Annotated in this window: 15 protein-coding genes; 6 read left to right on the forward strand and 9 right to left on the reverse strand. The window is 50.1% G+C overall.

The window, feature by feature from the left end:
- Positions 1–166 precede the first annotated feature (166 nt).
- The 3 genes from uvrA (at position 167) to AT746_RS01160 (ending at position 4,368) form a co-directional block, all read left to right on the forward strand.
- Positions 167–3,013, forward strand: coding sequence for an excinuclease ABC subunit UvrA (gene uvrA / locus AT746_RS01150; RefSeq protein WP_062475266.1), 2,847 nt, complete (start codon positions 167–169; stop codon positions 3,011–3,013).
- 215 nt (positions 3,014–3,228) lie between these two features.
- Positions 3,229–3,627, forward strand: coding sequence for an acyl-CoA thioesterase (locus AT746_RS01155; protein WP_062475269.1), 399 nt, complete (start codon positions 3,229–3,231; stop codon positions 3,625–3,627).
- Between the two features lie 45 nt (positions 3,628–3,672).
- On the forward strand, positions 3,673–4,368 hold the full coding sequence (locus tag AT746_RS01160; RefSeq protein ID WP_062475272.1) for a 2OG-Fe(II) oxygenase: 696 nt from the start codon (positions 3,673–3,675) through the stop codon (positions 4,366–4,368).
- A gap of 32 nt (positions 4,369–4,400) precedes the next feature.
- Here AT746_RS01160 and AT746_RS01165 read toward each other — a convergent pair whose 3' ends face one another.
- From AT746_RS01165 to AT746_RS01175, 3 genes are all read right to left on the reverse strand, one after another.
- The gene (locus AT746_RS01165; protein ID WP_062475274.1) at positions 4,401–4,868 is read right to left on the reverse strand and encodes a DUF3299 domain-containing protein; all 468 of its coding nucleotides are present in this window, start codon (positions 4,866–4,868) and stop codon (positions 4,401–4,403) included.
- Positions 4,869–4,938: 70 nt separating this feature from the next.
- Entirely contained in the window at positions 4,939–5,487 is a 549-nt protein-coding gene (gene ppa, locus AT746_RS01170) for an inorganic diphosphatase (protein ID WP_062475277.1), read from the reverse strand.
- Between the two features lie 322 nt (positions 5,488–5,809).
- Positions 5,810–7,627 (reverse strand): DUF885 domain-containing protein, encoded by a 1,818-nt coding sequence (locus tag AT746_RS01175; protein WP_062475280.1) that lies wholly within the window; start codon positions 7,625–7,627, stop codon positions 5,810–5,812.
- Positions 7,628–7,993: 366 nt separating this feature from the next.
- Here AT746_RS01175 and AT746_RS01180 point away from each other — a divergent pair, with 366 nt between their 5' ends.
- Positions 7,994–9,988 (forward strand): sodium-translocating pyrophosphatase, encoded by a 1,995-nt coding sequence (locus tag AT746_RS01180; protein WP_062475283.1) that lies wholly within the window; start codon positions 7,994–7,996, stop codon positions 9,986–9,988.
- A gap of 428 nt (positions 9,989–10,416) precedes the next feature.
- On the opposite strand, the gene AT746_RS01185 is transcribed toward AT746_RS01180, so the two are convergent.
- A complete protein-coding gene (locus AT746_RS01185) occupies positions 10,417–10,620 on the reverse strand; it encodes a hypothetical protein (protein ID WP_062475286.1) in 204 nt (67 codons plus the stop codon).
- A 216-nt stretch (positions 10,621–10,836) separates the two neighbouring features.
- On the opposite strand from AT746_RS01185, the gene AT746_RS01190 reads away from it, so the two are divergent.
- A complete protein-coding gene (locus tag AT746_RS01190; protein WP_062475289.1) occupies positions 10,837–11,127 on the forward strand; it encodes a YebG family protein in 291 nt (96 codons plus the stop codon).
- A gap of 183 nt (positions 11,128–11,310) precedes the next feature.
- Positions 11,311–12,453 (forward strand): hypothetical protein, encoded by a 1,143-nt coding sequence (locus AT746_RS01195; protein WP_062475292.1) that lies wholly within the window; start codon positions 11,311–11,313, stop codon positions 12,451–12,453.
- 26 nt (positions 12,454–12,479) lie between these two features.
- On the opposite strand, the gene AT746_RS01200 is transcribed toward AT746_RS01195, so the two are convergent.
- The 5 genes from AT746_RS01200 to AT746_RS01220 are packed head-to-tail and all read right to left on the reverse strand — an operon-like array spanning position 12,480 to position 14,734.
- Complete coding sequence (locus AT746_RS01200) at positions 12,480–12,998, reverse strand: GNAT family N-acetyltransferase (RefSeq protein WP_082633098.1); 519 nt, start codon at positions 12,996–12,998, stop codon at positions 12,480–12,482.
- The gene (locus AT746_RS01205; protein WP_062475295.1) at positions 12,988–13,602 is read right to left on the reverse strand and encodes a cation transporter; all 615 of its coding nucleotides are present in this window, start codon (positions 13,600–13,602) and stop codon (positions 12,988–12,990) included. Before AT746_RS01205 ends, AT746_RS01200 begins: the two co-directional genes overlap by 11 nt.
- Before the next feature lie 39 nt (positions 13,603–13,641).
- A complete protein-coding gene (locus tag AT746_RS01210; protein WP_082633099.1) occupies positions 13,642–14,013 on the reverse strand; it encodes a VOC family protein in 372 nt (123 codons plus the stop codon).
- A gap of 27 nt (positions 14,014–14,040) precedes the next feature.
- Entirely contained in the window at positions 14,041–14,505 is a 465-nt protein-coding gene (locus AT746_RS01215; RefSeq protein ID WP_062475309.1) for a methyltransferase family protein, read from the reverse strand.
- A 10-nt stretch (positions 14,506–14,515) separates the two neighbouring features.
- A complete protein-coding gene (locus tag AT746_RS01220; protein WP_062475312.1) occupies positions 14,516–14,734 on the reverse strand; it encodes a hypothetical protein in 219 nt (72 codons plus the stop codon).
- Positions 14,735–15,022: the final 288 nt, after the last annotated feature.

Genomic DNA, 15,022 nt, shown 5'->3' on the forward strand with positions numbered 1-15,022 from the left:
GCCGGTTTTCAGGCTGCGCAGTTTAACATAGCCGGTATATTTCAACAGTATTGTTATCAGGGCAGAATCCACCCTTTGTCCGGGTTTAAATTTGAACTTTTATTCGTTAGTCGGGGCAGGGATATGCGACAATAGAGGTTTCATTCTGCAACCAGGTGCCTTTTTTGTGGATAAGATAGAAGTTCGTGGGGCCCGCACCCACAATCTGAAGAATATCAATCTCACCCTGCCCCGCGACAAGCTGATCGTGATCACTGGCCTGTCCGGTTCCGGCAAGTCATCCCTGGCATTTGATACCTTGTATGCAGAGGGTCAGCGGCGTTATGTAGAATCCCTGTCCGCCTATGCCCGTCAGTTTCTGTCGATGATGGAAAAGCCCGATGTGGATCATATTGAAGGCTTATCCCCGGCCATTTCCATTGAGCAGAAGTCTACCTCTCATAACCCGCGCTCTACGGTAGGCACCATCACCGAGATCTATGATTACCTGCGTTTGTTATTTGCCCGGGTCGGTGAACCCCGTTGCCCCGACCACAAGGTACCGCTGGACGCCCAGACCATCAGTCAGATGGTGGACAAGGTGCTGGCCATGCCAGAGGGCAGCAAACTGATGTTATTAGCTCCTGTGGTACAGGACCGTAAAGGTGAGCATATCAAGATCCTGGAAAATCTTGCCGCCCAGGGCTTTATTCGCGCCCGAATTGACGGTGAGATCTGTGACCTGTCCGATCCGCCCACCCTGGATCTGCACAAGAAGCACAGAATCGAAGTGGTGGTGGATCGCTTCAAGGTGCGCGAAGATCTGCAATTGCGTCTGTCTGAGTCGTTTGAAACGGCGCTGGGGCTTTCCGGAGGTACCGCCAAGGTGGCCTGGATGGAGGATGCGGATCGTGAAGAAGTGGTGTTCTCGGCTAATTTTGCCTGCCCTCACTGCGGCTACTCCATGTCGGAGCTGGAGCCACGGATGTTTTCCTTTAACAACCCGGCCGGAGCCTGTCAGACCTGTGATGGTCTGGGCACCAAGCAGTTTTTCGACCCTTCCAAGCTGATTCATAATGATGAACTGAGTCTGGCCGGTGGCGTGATCCGGGGCTGGGATAAACGCAGTTATTATTATTTTCAGATGCTGCAGGCAGTGGCCGATCACTATCAGTTCGATCTGAGCAAACCCTTCCGGGAACTGGACAAGGCCCATCGTGATATCGTGCTCTATGGTAGCCAGGGTACGTCGATCAAATTTCGTTATATTAATGACCGCGGCGATGTCATGGAGCGCAAGCATCCGTTTGAGGGCATTATTCCCAATATGCAGCGCCGCTATCGTGAGACCGAATCCAATGCGGTGCGTGATGAACTGGCTAAATATCTCAGTCAGCAGCCCTGTGACAGTTGCGGCGGCACCAGGCTGCGTCTTGAGGCCCGCAATGTGTTTATTGGTGACACCCGCCTGCCCGATGTCACTGATATGTCTATCGCCGGTAGTCTGGAGTATTTTCAGCAGCTCAGCTTAAGTGGTCAGCGAGCCCAGATAGCCGACAAGATCCTGAAAGAAATCAACGACCGCCTGCGTTTTCTGGTCAATGTGGGGCTGAATTATCTGTCCCTCTCCCGCAGCGCCGATACCCTGTCCGGGGGCGAGGCTCAGCGTATCCGTCTGGCCAGCCAGATTGGCGCCGGGCTGGTAGGAGTGATGTATGTACTCGATGAGCCCTCTATTGGTCTGCACCAGCGGGACAATGAACGTCTGCTCAGTACGCTTGTGCATCTGCGCGACCTCGGCAATACCGTAATCGTGGTGGAACATGATGAAGATGCCATCCGCGCCGCCGATCATATTCTCGATATTGGCCCCGGTGCCGGTGTGCATGGCGGTGAGATCGTGGCGCAGGGGCAGCTGGAAGATATTATTAACAGTGAGCGTTCATTGACCGGAAAGTATCTGTCTGGTGTGGAAAAAATAGAAGTACCGCCACAGCGAAATAAGAATAAAGACAACAAGTGGCTGGAGCTGGAAGGGGCGACAGGAAATAACCTCAAAGCAGTAAATCTGCGCATCCCTATCGGCCTGATGACCTGCGTGACCGGTGTCTCCGGTTCCGGAAAATCTACCCTGATCAACGATACGCTGTATGTGCTGGCGCACAAGGAACTCAATGGTGCCACCCTTGGGGAGCCGTCGCCGCATAAGGGTATCAGCGGTCTCGAGCATCTGGATAAGGTGGTGGATATTGATCAGAGCCCCATTGGCAGAACGCCGCGCTCGAATCCCGCCACCTATGCCGGGTTGTTTACGCCGATTCGGGAGCTTTTCGCCGGCACCCAGGAAGCCCGCTCAAGGGGTTATAAGCCGGGGCGGTTCAGCTTTAATGTGAAGGGTGGGCGCTGTGAAGCCTGTCAGGGTGACGGCGTGATTAAGGTGGAGATGCACTTTCTGCCTGATGTGTACGTGCCCTGTGATGTGTGTAAGGGCAAGCGTTATAACCGTGAAACTCTGGAAGTGAAGTATAAGGGCAAAAGCATTCATGAAGTGCTGGAGATGACTGTCGAAGAGGCCCGTGAGTTTTTCGATGTGATCCCCTCCATTGCCCGTAAATTGCAGACTCTGATGGATGTGGGGCTGTCTTATATCCGCCTGGGGCAAAGCGCTACCACTCTGTCTGGTGGTGAGGCTCAGCGGGTGAAACTGTCCCGAGAATTGTCCAAGCGGGATACCGGCCAGACCTTGTATATTCTTGATGAGCCTACCACCGGACTGCATTTTCATGATATCCGCCAGTTGTTGCAGGTACTGCATCGTCTGCGCGATCATGGCAATACTGTGGTGGTGATCGAACATAATCTGGATGTGATTAAAACCGCCGACTGGCTGGTGGATCTCGGCCCGGAAGGGGGCTCCGGCGGAGGCCAGATTATCGCCGAAGGCACGCCGGAACAGGTGGCGGCCACAAAGGCTTCTCACACCGGTCACTTTCTCAAGCCTTTGCTGAAAGATATTTCAACCGTGAAAAATTAATTCACCACAGAGGCACAGAGAACACGGGGTTAATTAAGGGATTTCCGGATTGCGCTGCATTCAGGCTACAGCGAACTGTAGCCCGTAAGAAGCGCATCTGATTACAGGAGTGGGTCGATTTCACCGCAAAGACGCAGAGAACGCAGAGGTTTTAAGGCAGATAACCTTATCCGCTCTGTGCCCTCCGTGGCTCTGTGGTTAATATTGGAGTGATTATGCTAACTGAGAAATTTAAGGTCAGGTTTTATGAGACCGATGCCCTTAAACATGTGAGTAATACGGTACTGGCCGGCTGGTTTGAAGCCGCCAGAGAGCCGGTTTTCAGAATGTTTACACCGGACATGGATCTGGACAACTGGCCGCTGATCCTGGCCGGTTACAAGATCGACTTTCTGCGCCAGATTTACTTTGGTCATGATGTTGAGGTACGAACTGGCATTAAGCGCATTGGTAACAGTTCCTTTGAGGTGATACAACAAGTCTGGCAGCAGGGTGAAAAAGCGGCCGAAGGTGTGACCACTATGGTGCATTTTGATTATCATCAGCAAAAATCAGCACCCATACCAGAAGATGTAAGTGAGCAGTTACAAACGTTGATGGTTACTGACGACTGAGGTGAAAGGAGTTCGGTGTGAAGAGGAAGGCGAGAGGAGTATAAGGTGAGCCAGTTTATAGAAGTGATCGATAATGCCCTGCCAGAGGAATTATGTGAGTCACTGATCCGGCAGATTGATACCAGTCCTAACCGTCAGCCTGGGCGAACCGGCGGTGGTGTGGACACCAGTAAAAAGGTCAGTGAAGATGTGTCTATCTGCACCCATGATGAATTTGCATCGCTGTTGCCCAAAGTACTTGAGTGCACCACGTCACACCTGGTAGAGTACTTTGCCAAATATTATTTTGCCCTGATTGGCCCTATTGGCCTGACCCTCAAGCATCCCAAAACCGGTGAACCGGTTAAGCTCACACAGGACAACTTTGATGAAGTGGCTCGGCCAAATCTGCAGAGCCTGGTGCAATACCTGTTTCGCATGGGTGATATCAATGCACAGAAATACCCGGCCAGCAAAGGCGGCTATCCGTACTGGCATTCTGAGGTGTATCCGCAGACCGGCCACAACGAAGCGCTGCATCGCATTTTGTTGTTTATGTATTATCTCAACGATGTCGAAGAAGGAGGAGAAACCGATTTTTATTATCAGGATCTGTCCATCCGTCCCAAACGCGGCACAATGGTGATTGCTCCGGCCTATTTCACCCATACTCACAGGGGTAATGTGCCTGTGAGTAACGATAAATATATCCTTACTTCCTGGGTGCTGTTTAACCGGGCAGAAAATCTTTATCGGGGATAAAGACGCTTATTCTTTTCCATTGTCCAGCCACCTCAGCCGTCGTAAGGCTCCACCTTGGTGCCGAGCAGGCGATACCCCACAGTGGCAATCTCTCCTTTCCAGCCCTCGGTAGATAATGTGCCGGTCAGCCATACGGCGTCCCAGAGGTTTTCCACCGGTGCACCTTCGGGGAATTTTACATGCACGATCTGATTCGGCGGCGGCGGGGGTACGTGAATACAGGCACCAAAGAAAGGCACCAGTAAAAATTCGGTAAGCTTTTCTTCATCCCCTTCCAGCGGCACGACAAATCCCGGTATTCTGACCACACTGCCATTCAGTGCTTCAACAACGGGGGCATCCAGATTTTGCTGGACCATGTTGTTATTGGCTTCATGATCAACCAGCTGTTCCGGTAACTGATAATCTTCGGGGATAAGATCTTCCCAGAATAACTCCAGCGGCTCTTCGGCAAAGGCGAGCACAGGCATTAGGACAAGTGCAATAATCCACTTCTTCATCAGGTATCTCCGTGGTTAATCTGTAGAGAAAAAAGGCCAGCTTGTGCTGGCCTTTCTGACAGTTTTAAGCTTAAAAAGCCGGTTTATCCGGCGCATCATTATAGCGCTGTACGCTCTCAGTAATTTCTTTTTTGGCGGCAACGCTGTCTTCCCAGCCCTGGATCTTGACCCATTTGTTAGGTTCCAGATCTTTATAGTGAGCAAAGAAGTGTTCAATTTGATTTTTCAGCAATTCATCCACCTGATCGATTTCGGTAATGCCCCGATAAATGGTTGAAAGCTTGTCAGCCGGAACAGCCAATACCTTGGCATCTTCACCGGATTCATCGGTCATTTTCAATACACCCACAGGGCGGCAGCGGATCACACAACCGGGTAACAGGGCGAAAGGGGTCATCACCAGTACATCCACAGGGTCACCGTCATCAGACAGTGTATGGGGCACATAGCCGTAGTTAGTCGGATAGTGCATACAGGATGACATAAAGCGATCCACAAAAATTGCGCCGGAGTCTTTGTCGACTTCGTATTTTACCGGATCCGAGTGGGCCGGGATTTCGATGATTACATTGATTTCTTCAGGCAGATTGTTACCTGAGGGGACGTCATTCAGACTCATGAAAAGTTCCTTTAAAGTTGGCTAACAGGAGATGGCGGGGAATTATACGGATTTTAAGTGAAAATGGCATCCTGCCTTGGTCGATAAAGATAGGCCAGTCCATCTACATAACTGTTCCCAATTATGAGTCCCGTGGTGTTGTTACGATTGAAAACACGCGGTAAATCCTTCCCTGGACGCTCCGCCACAGCGTCCATGCTGCGGAGGGTTGTCAATCATAACAACACCATCTGACACATATGGTGCTGAGTGAGTAATGATCCCGATGGTCTGGTAATGATAAAAAAGGCCGCATCAGCGGCCTTAGGTGGTAAAACTACAATCAGGCTGAAGCCACCCACTCCTTGATCTTTCTCTCCAACAGCGGCAATGGCAGCGGGCCGTCAAGCAGAATCAGATTATGAAAGGTTTTGATATCAAAACGCTCGCCGAGTTTTTGTTCGGCATAATCACGCAGCTCCTGCATTTTAAGCTGGCCGGTCTTATAGGACAGGGCCTGGCCCGGCATGATCATATATCGCTCAACTTCAGACTCGACATCGGATCTGGCCATGGTGGAGTTAGCCAGCATATAGTCAATGGCTTGCTCACGGCTCCAGCCTTTGGCATGGATGCCGGTGTCTACGACCAGACGCATGGCGCGGAACAGCTCGGCATCCAGTTTGCCGTAGTACTGGTAAGGGTCAGTGAAAAAGCCAAGTTCTTTGCCCAGACTCTCGGCGTAGAGCGCCCAGCCTTCGGCGTAGGCGGTGTAAAAGTTCTGGCTGCGGATTTTAGGCAGCCCTTCAATTTCCTGCTGCAGACTAATCTGAAAGTGATGGCCAGGAGAGGCTTCGTGGATAGACAGGGTCTCTACACCGTATTTAGGTTGGCCTTTAAGGTTATAGGTATTGGCGAAGAATATCCCGGGTCTGGAGCCATCTTTGGCCGGTGGTGTGTAGGAGGCTCCCGGTGCAGACTTGGCCTGTGAAGGGGGGTAAGGTCTGACCATATAGTCGGCTTTGGGGATCTTGCTGAAGAGGGTCTCCAGTTTAGGCGCCATACGCTCTTTGACCGCTTCATAGGCGGCGAGGATTTCTTCCTCTGAGTCAAAATAGAACTGCGGGTCGGTTTTCAGGAACTCAAAGAATTCTTCCAGGCTACCTTCAAAGCCCGTTTCTCTGGCCACTTCGCGGATTTCATTGTGTATTCTTGCCACTTCGTCAAGACCGGTCTGATGAATTTCATCGGCGCTCAGCTCCAGCGTGGTATTGGTTTTAATCATAAACTCATACCAGCTCTTGCCGTTTGGCAGAGCGCTGTAACCATGACTGTCGCGGGATGCAGGCAGGTATTCCTGTTCAAGAAAAGTGTGCAGGCGGGCGAAAGCCGGTGTCAGGCGCTCGTCCACCAACTCTGTATAAGCGCTGTGCAGACGCTGATAGTCTTGTTCGCTGAGTTTGTCTTTGGCCTGGTTTAGTGGAGCAAACAGATCGCTTTGTGTCGGGTCTTCATGCAACTGAGCCTGAATCTGCGGCAACATGGATTCCACTACCGGGCGTGGCTGCACCACATTCATGTCGATACCTTTGCGCATATTGATGACCGCCTGATCCAGCCAGATCACAAAACCGTCGGCCCGTTGCAGAAAGTTGTCGAAGTCTTTGGCGTTATTGAAAGGCTGAGCGCTGACACCACCACCAAGTTGCATAAAAAAGTTATGGGGGCTGAAAATAAACTGGTTCAGTGGCAGCAGCTCAAAGGGATAAGCGCTGCCCTCAAGCTGCTGTTCAAGGTTGCCCTTAAAAATATCATAGGTGTAAAGATCCTGGCCTTTGAGGCTGGCGCGATCGATTTGTTTAACGGCTGTCAGATACTTGCTGGAAATCGCTTCTCCCTCTGCAATAAATTCTGCTGACAGCGTATTGGGCCACAGATGATTAAAGCGGTTATCTCCTAAGAACAGCGCATTAATCGGCTCCCTGGGTAAGGTCTCTTCAATATACTGATCGGTCAGCGCGACCAGACGGGCATCGGCGGTTTTGGCCTCGGCCATAATTCCGGCCAGCGTAGGATCGACAGCGGTGGTGTTGACTGAGCTGGTACTGCAAGCCTGCAGCAGGCTGGCACAAACGGCCAGGGTGATGAGTGATTTTTTCATTGTTGGTCTCTTATTCGGTGGTATTTATTTCCCGTTTGCCAGATTAGCAAATAATGCTGCGCTGATTTGCTATTTAAGTGTTAACGAATATGACAGTGGTTTTTAAGAAGCCCGTTAAGGCATTAAATCCGGCTATGAGCAGTTGGGGCAGAATAATTGCCGTATTTTTCATCAATCAGTTGCTGACAGATCAACATATGGCGTTTATAGTGGTTTTGCGTAATGCAAAAAAACTAGATAAAACAACGGGGTAAAGCCGCGTTTTTTAAGTTGTAGTGGTGATGCCCCGATCAGCGCCGGACAACAGCGCAAGCAGCACAGCTTGCCTGGTTGGCTTCGGCGCCCTGATTAACTGCTGGGGAAACTATGACTGAATTATTCTATTTGCCACCGCTGTTCGGCCTGGTCGGGCTGATCCTCGCGTTCGTGATTTACGGACTGATTAAACGCATACCTGTTACCAATAAGGCCATCGATGTGATTGCCGATCGCATTCACCTCGGTGCCATGGTGTTTATGCATCGTGAGTACAAGATGTTGTTTATCTTCTCACTGGTGCTGGGCATCTTTTTATATTTTTCTCTCGGTGCTAATACTACCCTGGCGTTTGTGGTGGGGGCTGTCAGCTCTGCCGCAGCCGGTTATATCGGTATGTTTACCGCCACCAAAGCCAATGTACGTACCACTCAGGCAGCCCATGACACCGGGGCTGCTTCTGCATTGTCTGTGGCCTTTATGGGCGGTTCGGTGATGGGGCTTTGTGTGGCCTCGATGGGACTGTTGGGTCTGGGCATGCTGTACTGGTATTTTGGTGACGATCCGGCCACCGCCCATGTGATCCATGGTTTTGGTATGGGGGCTTCCAGTGTCGCGCTGTTCTCCCGTGTGGGTGGCGGTATTTTCACTAAGAGCGCCGATGTGGGCGCCGACCTGGTGGGTAAAATCGAAGCCGGTATCCCTGAGGATGACCCCCGTAACCCGGGCGTGATCGCCGACAATGTGGGCGATAACGTAGGTGATGTGGCCGGTATGGGCTCAGATATCTTTGAATCCTATTGTGGCTCAATGATAGCGACCATCGCGATTGCTTCCACTCTGGTGATGAGCGATCTCGGTAGTCGTGAAACCCTGATGTTTCTGCCTTTGGGTCTTGCCTCAACCGGCCTGATTTGTTCTGTGCTGGGTATTTTGCTGGTTAAGATGATGTCTGCCAACAAGCCTGATGTGGCACTGAGGGCCGGTACCATAGGTGCTGCGGTGCTGTTTGTGATTGCCGCCTGGTTTGTGATTCAGCAGGCCGGCATCAGTGCCAATGTGTGGTGGTCGGTGGTTGCCGGTGCTGTGGGCGGCATTATTATAGGTCTGGTGACTGAGTACTACACTGCCGGTTCACCGATTCGCAAAATCGCCAAATCCGGTGAGACCGGACCTGCTACGGTAATGATTACCGGATTGGCAATAGGTATGCAGTCGGTAGTGATCCCGGTGTTGACGCTGTGTGCCATCATCTATATATCCACAAGTTTATCCGGCCTTTATGGTGTGGGTATTGCCGCAGTGGGGATGCTGGCCACGGTGGGCATTACCATGGCTATAGATGCTTACGGACCGGTGGCAGATAACGCCGGTGGCATCGCAGAAATGGGCGGTCTGGGTAAAGAAACCCGTGACATTACCGATTCGCTGGATGAGCTGGGTAATACCACTGCGGCCATAGGTAAAGGCTTTGCCATTGGTGCGGCGGCGCTGGCGGCACTGGCCATTATCGCCGCTTTTGTGGAAACCATGACATTGAAATACCCTAACTTCACACTGCATCTGGGCGATCCTATGGTGCTGACGGGGTTGTTTATTGGTGGTGTGCTGCCCTTTCTGATCGCCTCTATTACCATGACGGCAGTGGGCGATGCCGCTTTCGAGATGATTCAGGAAATCCGTCGTCAGTTTAAGGAAATTGCCGGTTTGATGGAGGGCACTGCAGAACCGGACACGGCCCGCTGTGTGGATATTGCCACCAAGGCAGCGTTGAAGAAAATGATCCTGCCCGGGGTACTGGCGGTGGCCGTACCGCCATTGGTGGGCTTTATTATTGGCCCCCATGCACTGGGCGGCATGCTGGGTGGCGCCCTGCTCGGCTGTGTGCTGCTGGCACTGATGATGGCGAACTCAGGCGGGGCCTGGGATAATGCCAAGAAGCATGTGGAAAAAGGTAACTTTGGTGGTAAAGGCTCCGATGTTCATGCCGCCACTGTGGTGGGTGACACTGTAGGTGACCCCTTCAAAGATACCTCTGGCCCGTCCATGAACATTCTGATCAATGTGATGGCCATTGTCAGCCTGGTGATTGCACCGCTGTTGTAATCATCACAGGAAAAGCAATATTCACCACAGAGGCACGGAGGACACAAAGAAGTTAAAGGGGTTAAACCCTTGATACCTCTGTGTTCTCTGTGGTCATGTAGGGTCCAATTTATTGGACTGTTTCAGGATAGTTGTTGAATGAATTCGACCCCTTTATCAAAGATGGTCAAATTCGATCTCGCAAAGGCGCAAAGACGCAGAGAACTTGGCCTTGTAAGCTCCTTGCGTCTCAGCGAAAGATAGTTATTAGTTCGTGATTTTAGTGGTCGAAGGCTTTTTACCACGAACCACACGAAAAACACGAACAGGAAATGTAACCCCAGAGACAAAGAGGTTTTAATGCTGTAGTTTCCTTTTACCCCTCTGTGTTCTCTGTGCCTCTGTGGTTATTCTTAGTCTTTCCCAAAGATTCAGGTTTTGATAACTTTTTACCCGGCGTGCTGCTTAAGTAGTTTAACCATCTCAGGTTCATTATTCAGTTTGGCCAGATCGATCAGGTAGCCCACTTCCAGCTCGTTCAGGGTTTTATCACCCAGCGCCTGTTTCAGGCTGTCCAGATTGCCATTGACGATAATGGTTTTCAGGCCCGACATTTCGCCAATGCCTTCAATTTTGCTCGATGAATTTGACATCTTTACGTTCTCCTATCAATAGAATGGCAATAACAGCAAATGATCCGAAAGAAAGCTGATCAGATTTTCCCGTTGCTGGCGGTATCTTTTAACTTGGTGGTTAACAGCCCCTCTTTAAAGGGTAGCTTGTATGTGGATATAAAAACACGCCAATAACTGTTTATTTATACAGTTATCATGTTATGCTGACATGACTTTCCAACACAGGAGATTGTTATGGCGATCATCGTACGCTATGTGGTTGAACACAAAGGGGTAGAGAAGCTGGTGACAACAGACAAGAAAGAAGCGGATCAATACGACAGGATGCTGGATGTGGCCGATAACCTGGCCGATTATATCCAGGCCAAAGGGCTGAATATTGATGATGCCCTGCTCGAAGAGTTGTCTATCCTGCTGTCACAGAATAAAGACAAGGTAGCAAAACTGTTTAAAGGCACCGATGCCCAAAGCTTGCTGGAACAGGAAAAGGCTGAAGTCGTTAAGCTGGAAAAAAAGCAGGCTTAGTCAGAGTTGAATTGCTGTAGCCAGACTTACTCGAAAAGTTTCTATTATGTGTCATCATTGAGGTAGTCAGGGTAAAGGTTCCTGCTCTCTGGAGATGAGTGGGAGTCTTTTATAAAAGCACTGCTTTTTAGAATAAACCTGCCGTGCTAAAGTCTCTGAAAGAATCAATAACAGGGAAATGTTGTGCCTTCCAATAAAAAACACTCCTGTGGTCGACCTCCGGTGGCTGTCCTTTTTTTCCAGTCCAATGTAGCTATTTGTTTTCTTGTACCTGTGCTCTTGTTGCTATGCACTAAAGCATTTGCTGATGACATTGATCGTGCTAATGAAGCACTGACTTACATAGAGACTAACCTCACTGGGGACAGTTACATTGAACCGTTGGATATTACTGCTTTGGAGCAACACCTGGGCGCTTTGAGCCTGGTGCTTGAAAACTATCAACTTGATGGTGACGACGGAAGGTTAGTCAGATACAACCGGATTCAGGCTATCGAGTGGTTAAATTTTCACCGGCTTCACACCGACAAAATAGTGGACATTGCTCAGGTTGAGATGGCGATAAGGGATACAAATATTCTGGTGCAACAGATCCCATACAGAGAGGCGTCCTCGCTACAGTATGGGGCCGGATTGATGGCAATGCATTTGCTGGAATCTACTGATATGGCATATGAGTTCTGGCGTGAATGTGCAGGCCTTCAGCACGCTGGTTGCATGAATATTCTGGCTAGCGGCCATTTTACCGGAGAGAATGGAATTCCTGTTGATTTTGAGCAAGCAGTGCTTTGGCATCAGGGGGTTTATAATACCGGGACAGATTTTAGATGTGCAGGCTTCTATTCAGCTAATCAATTGGCTCAGTTAAGTTTTCACTTTCCTCAATATGACACTGGTGGCACCTGGCAAGAGTGGTCGGAAAAAAGTGATGCTTTGATGAAGCAAGTAAGAGAAAGAGCGGGTGAGCAGGTTCATTGTCTGCGTTGGAATCAGGATACCATTATTGCTGTAATGAACTTTGCAACAGAAGGAGAGTTAGATCATCAGCGTCTCGACGAGGCTCTGTCAATGATCGAGGATAAAGCTCTCTTTGAAGCGACATTGATGTTAAAAAATGGTGCTGATTTGTCTCAGGCTCCAAACGTTTTAGATGCTATTGAGTATGATTTTGAACGTTGCTATATAGCTTTGCAACTGACGCTATTTGCGAAGTACAGTGGATTGCTACAGCAAAAAGCAATGTTGGAGGATTACCTGCGCTCAACAGGTCAATGTACTTGGGGTAGTGCTCTTATCGATAAATTACAGACTGCTGGCCGATGGTAATAAATCGGAGTTGCTAAACCTGTCAATTAAGGGCTGAGTAGGTAGCGCTGAATAATCTCAGGCTCAGGGCTCTGATCGAGGATAACTTCAGACTCCAGTACACCGCCACAGGCCATAATCATCCGCGCCGAGGCGGTGTTGTGCCGATAACAATGAATATGCACTGTCTTAATCCCCATTGCTTTCGCTTTGCCTATGGTCAGCTGTAGCAGCGTTTTACTCAGACCTTTTCCCCGGTGCGAAGGGCGAATACTCAGACCAATATGGCCACCGGCGTGGCGGATAATGTCGTTTAAACTATGACGAAGACTGGATACACCGATAAGCTCGTCATTCTCAACCAGCCAGTATGTGCTGCTGGGCACATAACCAGGCGGCAGGTTAACGCCCTGCTCAAATTCTGTTAATCGTGCCAGGTAGGCTGGAAAATCCTGATAGTCAAAATCCAGCGGAAACGGATAGCGCTCCTCATCTCCCAGTTCCTGAATATACTGATGATAGCTTTGCTGGTAGTGCATATCCGGAGCGATAAGTTTAATGGTCACGACGTAGCTCCGCTGTAGCAGAGGACAAAACTCTGAGCGATGAGCGCAGCAACAGCACTACCAGACCCAGCGCCACTATAATATCCGGCCAGCCAGAGCCTGTCAGCCACACGGCCCCTGCGGCCACAAATACCGACAGGTTAGTAGCGATGTCATTGCGCGAACATTCCCATACCGAGCTCATATTGACATCTTCATGGCGATGCCGCCACAGCAGGTAAAGACACACTGAGTTGGCTGCCAGGGCAATCAGACTAAAGGTGCCCATGATCTCAAACACCGGTGTGCCAGGTACCATCAGCTTGTAGATTATCTGCCCGGCCACTACACAGGCCGCGATAAAAATCAGTAACCCTTTAAACAGTGCGACTCTGGCTTTGGCCCGGGCACTGCGTGATACCACATATAAACTCAGAGCATAGGTCAGTGCATCGCCTAAATTATCCAGGCTGTCGGCCAGCAGTGCACTGGAGTTCGCATAAAACGCTGCCACCGCCACCACCACAAACATCACGGCATTGATCGCCAGCACAATTTGCAGGGTACCTTTTTGCCGTTGGCGCAGGGCGTCAGCAGCACAACTGCTGTTACAACATCCACTCATAAATTGTTATATCCGTTAATTAATGCTGTCTTGTTGTTTTTATTCGAGATAAAAAATGCCAAATTTATTGCCATCGGGGTCGCGAAAATAAGCCGCATTGACGCCGGGTTTTCGCTCTCCCGGCTCACCCTCACAGCTGCCACCCTGTTTTAGTGCAGTGGCGTAAACATTTTCCAGCTGTTCAACGGATTTGGCTTTAAGACCGACCATGCTGCCGTTGCCGTGACTGGCCGGGTTGCCGTCGTAAGGCATGCATACCGCGATGCCGGTGTCCGAGCCCGCAGATTTCCACAGGATTGAACGTTCATTTTTCATTACCTGTTTAGCGTCGAACAGGGTCAGTAATCTATCGTAGAATTGTTCTGCCTGCTCAAGATTATTGGTGCCAAGAACAATATTTGAAACCATCATGCCTCCAGCCTTAATGCAGTCTTTATGTTAGATCCAGCGCCTGACGCTGGCCTTATAGTTGGTAAATTCTGCGCCGAACTTTTCCAGCATAAAGCGCTCTTCCGGGATAATCTGCAGACGATTCATAACAACTACAAACAGCGGCAACATCAGCAGGCTAAACGGGTTGGCAAGATAGATTGCCCAGCCCAGCAACGCCAACAAAAAGCCAACATACATAGGGTTGCGGCTATATCGGTAAATACCACCTGTTACCAGACTACTGGCCTGATCCGGTACCCTTGGGTCAACGGTGGTTTTAGCCCGTCTGAATTCCCATACCCCGGACAAAGCGATGGCAGCGCCCGCCACAGCCAGTAAAATTGCCATCCAGAGATTAGCAGGCAGCTCCAGAGCCGCTGCCGGAAACCACCGATCCAGCAGCCACATTGCCAGAGCGAAAATAGCTACCTGCACAACAGGAGGAATACGAAGTTCGAGTTTCTGGATCATATTTTAAGTCTCAGGAGTTACAGGCGCAGGCTATCTGCCCATTTTTCTGATTCCACTGTGCATAATCCTGATGTGCACATTGGCGTTTTATTCTCTCGCAGTGAGCCGGGTTGCGGGAGTAGTCTTTGCCGGTGGCGGCTTCAAAAAGACTGTCTTCAACCTGCTCCTTAATACTTTGCGAGGCACAACCGCTCAGGAAAAGGGCTGTTGCCAAAAACAAATATTTCATATTAATCCTTTAAACTGCATTACGCGACGTTACTTTACCAAAGCTGTTGCTGGCAAACAGGCTTTTGTGTTTTTAAGGTCGGGGCTGGCTGTCGGGTAGCAGCAGTACATTACTGCACCGCCGACCCCTAAGAACCGTACGAGCGAGTTTCCCCCGCATACGGTTTAAGCCTTTATAAGTCAGTACCTAAGTACTGACCGGCGACTAAATGGGGTGCCGAGTGGTAAACCACTCGGACTTTTATCACAGTAAACCAGTAATATATGCAGTAAATAGTAACGTGCTAAA

The organism is Lacimicrobium alkaliphilum (assembly GCF_001466725.1).
GTDB classification, from domain to species: Bacteria; Pseudomonadota; Gammaproteobacteria; order Enterobacterales; family Alteromonadaceae; genus Lacimicrobium; species Lacimicrobium alkaliphilum_B.

Bases quoted from the DNA above. Each gene is read 5' to 3' on its own strand.
- AT746_RS01215 (WP_062475309.1), bottom strand. From the start codon at position 14,505: ATGATCCAGAAACTCGAACTTCGTATTCCTCCTGTTGTGCAGGTAGCT.
- AT746_RS01155 (WP_062475269.1), top strand. From the start codon at position 3,229: ATGCTAACTGAGAAATTTAAGGTCAGGTTTTATGAGACCGATGCCCTT.
- AT746_RS01185 (WP_062475286.1), bottom strand. From the start codon at position 10,620: ATGTCAAATTCATCGAGCAAAATTGAAGGCATTGGCGAAATGTCGGGC.
- AT746_RS01175 (WP_062475280.1), bottom strand. From the start codon at position 7,627: ATGAAAAAATCACTCATCACCCTGGCCGTTTGTGCCAGCCTGCTGCAG.
- AT746_RS01165 (WP_062475274.1), bottom strand. From the start codon at position 4,868: ATGAAGAAGTGGATTATTGCACTTGTCCTAATGCCTGTGCTCGCCTTT.
- AT746_RS01220 (WP_062475312.1), bottom strand. From the start codon at position 14,734: ATGAAATATTTGTTTTTGGCAACAGCCCTTTTCCTGAGCGGTTGTGCC.
- ppa (WP_062475277.1), bottom strand. From the start codon at position 5,487: ATGAGTCTGAATGACGTCCCCTCAGGTAACAATCTGCCTGAAGAAATC.
- AT746_RS01205 (WP_062475295.1), bottom strand. From the start codon at position 13,602: ATGAGTGGATGTTGTAACAGCAGTTGTGCTGCTGACGCCCTGCGCCAA.
- AT746_RS01180 (WP_062475283.1), top strand. From the start codon at position 7,994: ATGACTGAATTATTCTATTTGCCACCGCTGTTCGGCCTGGTCGGGCTG.
- AT746_RS01190 (WP_062475289.1), top strand. From the start codon at position 10,837: ATGGCGATCATCGTACGCTATGTGGTTGAACACAAAGGGGTAGAGAAG.
- AT746_RS01210 (WP_082633099.1), bottom strand. From the start codon at position 14,013: ATGATGGTTTCAAATATTGTTCTTGGCACCAATAATCTTGAGCAGGCA.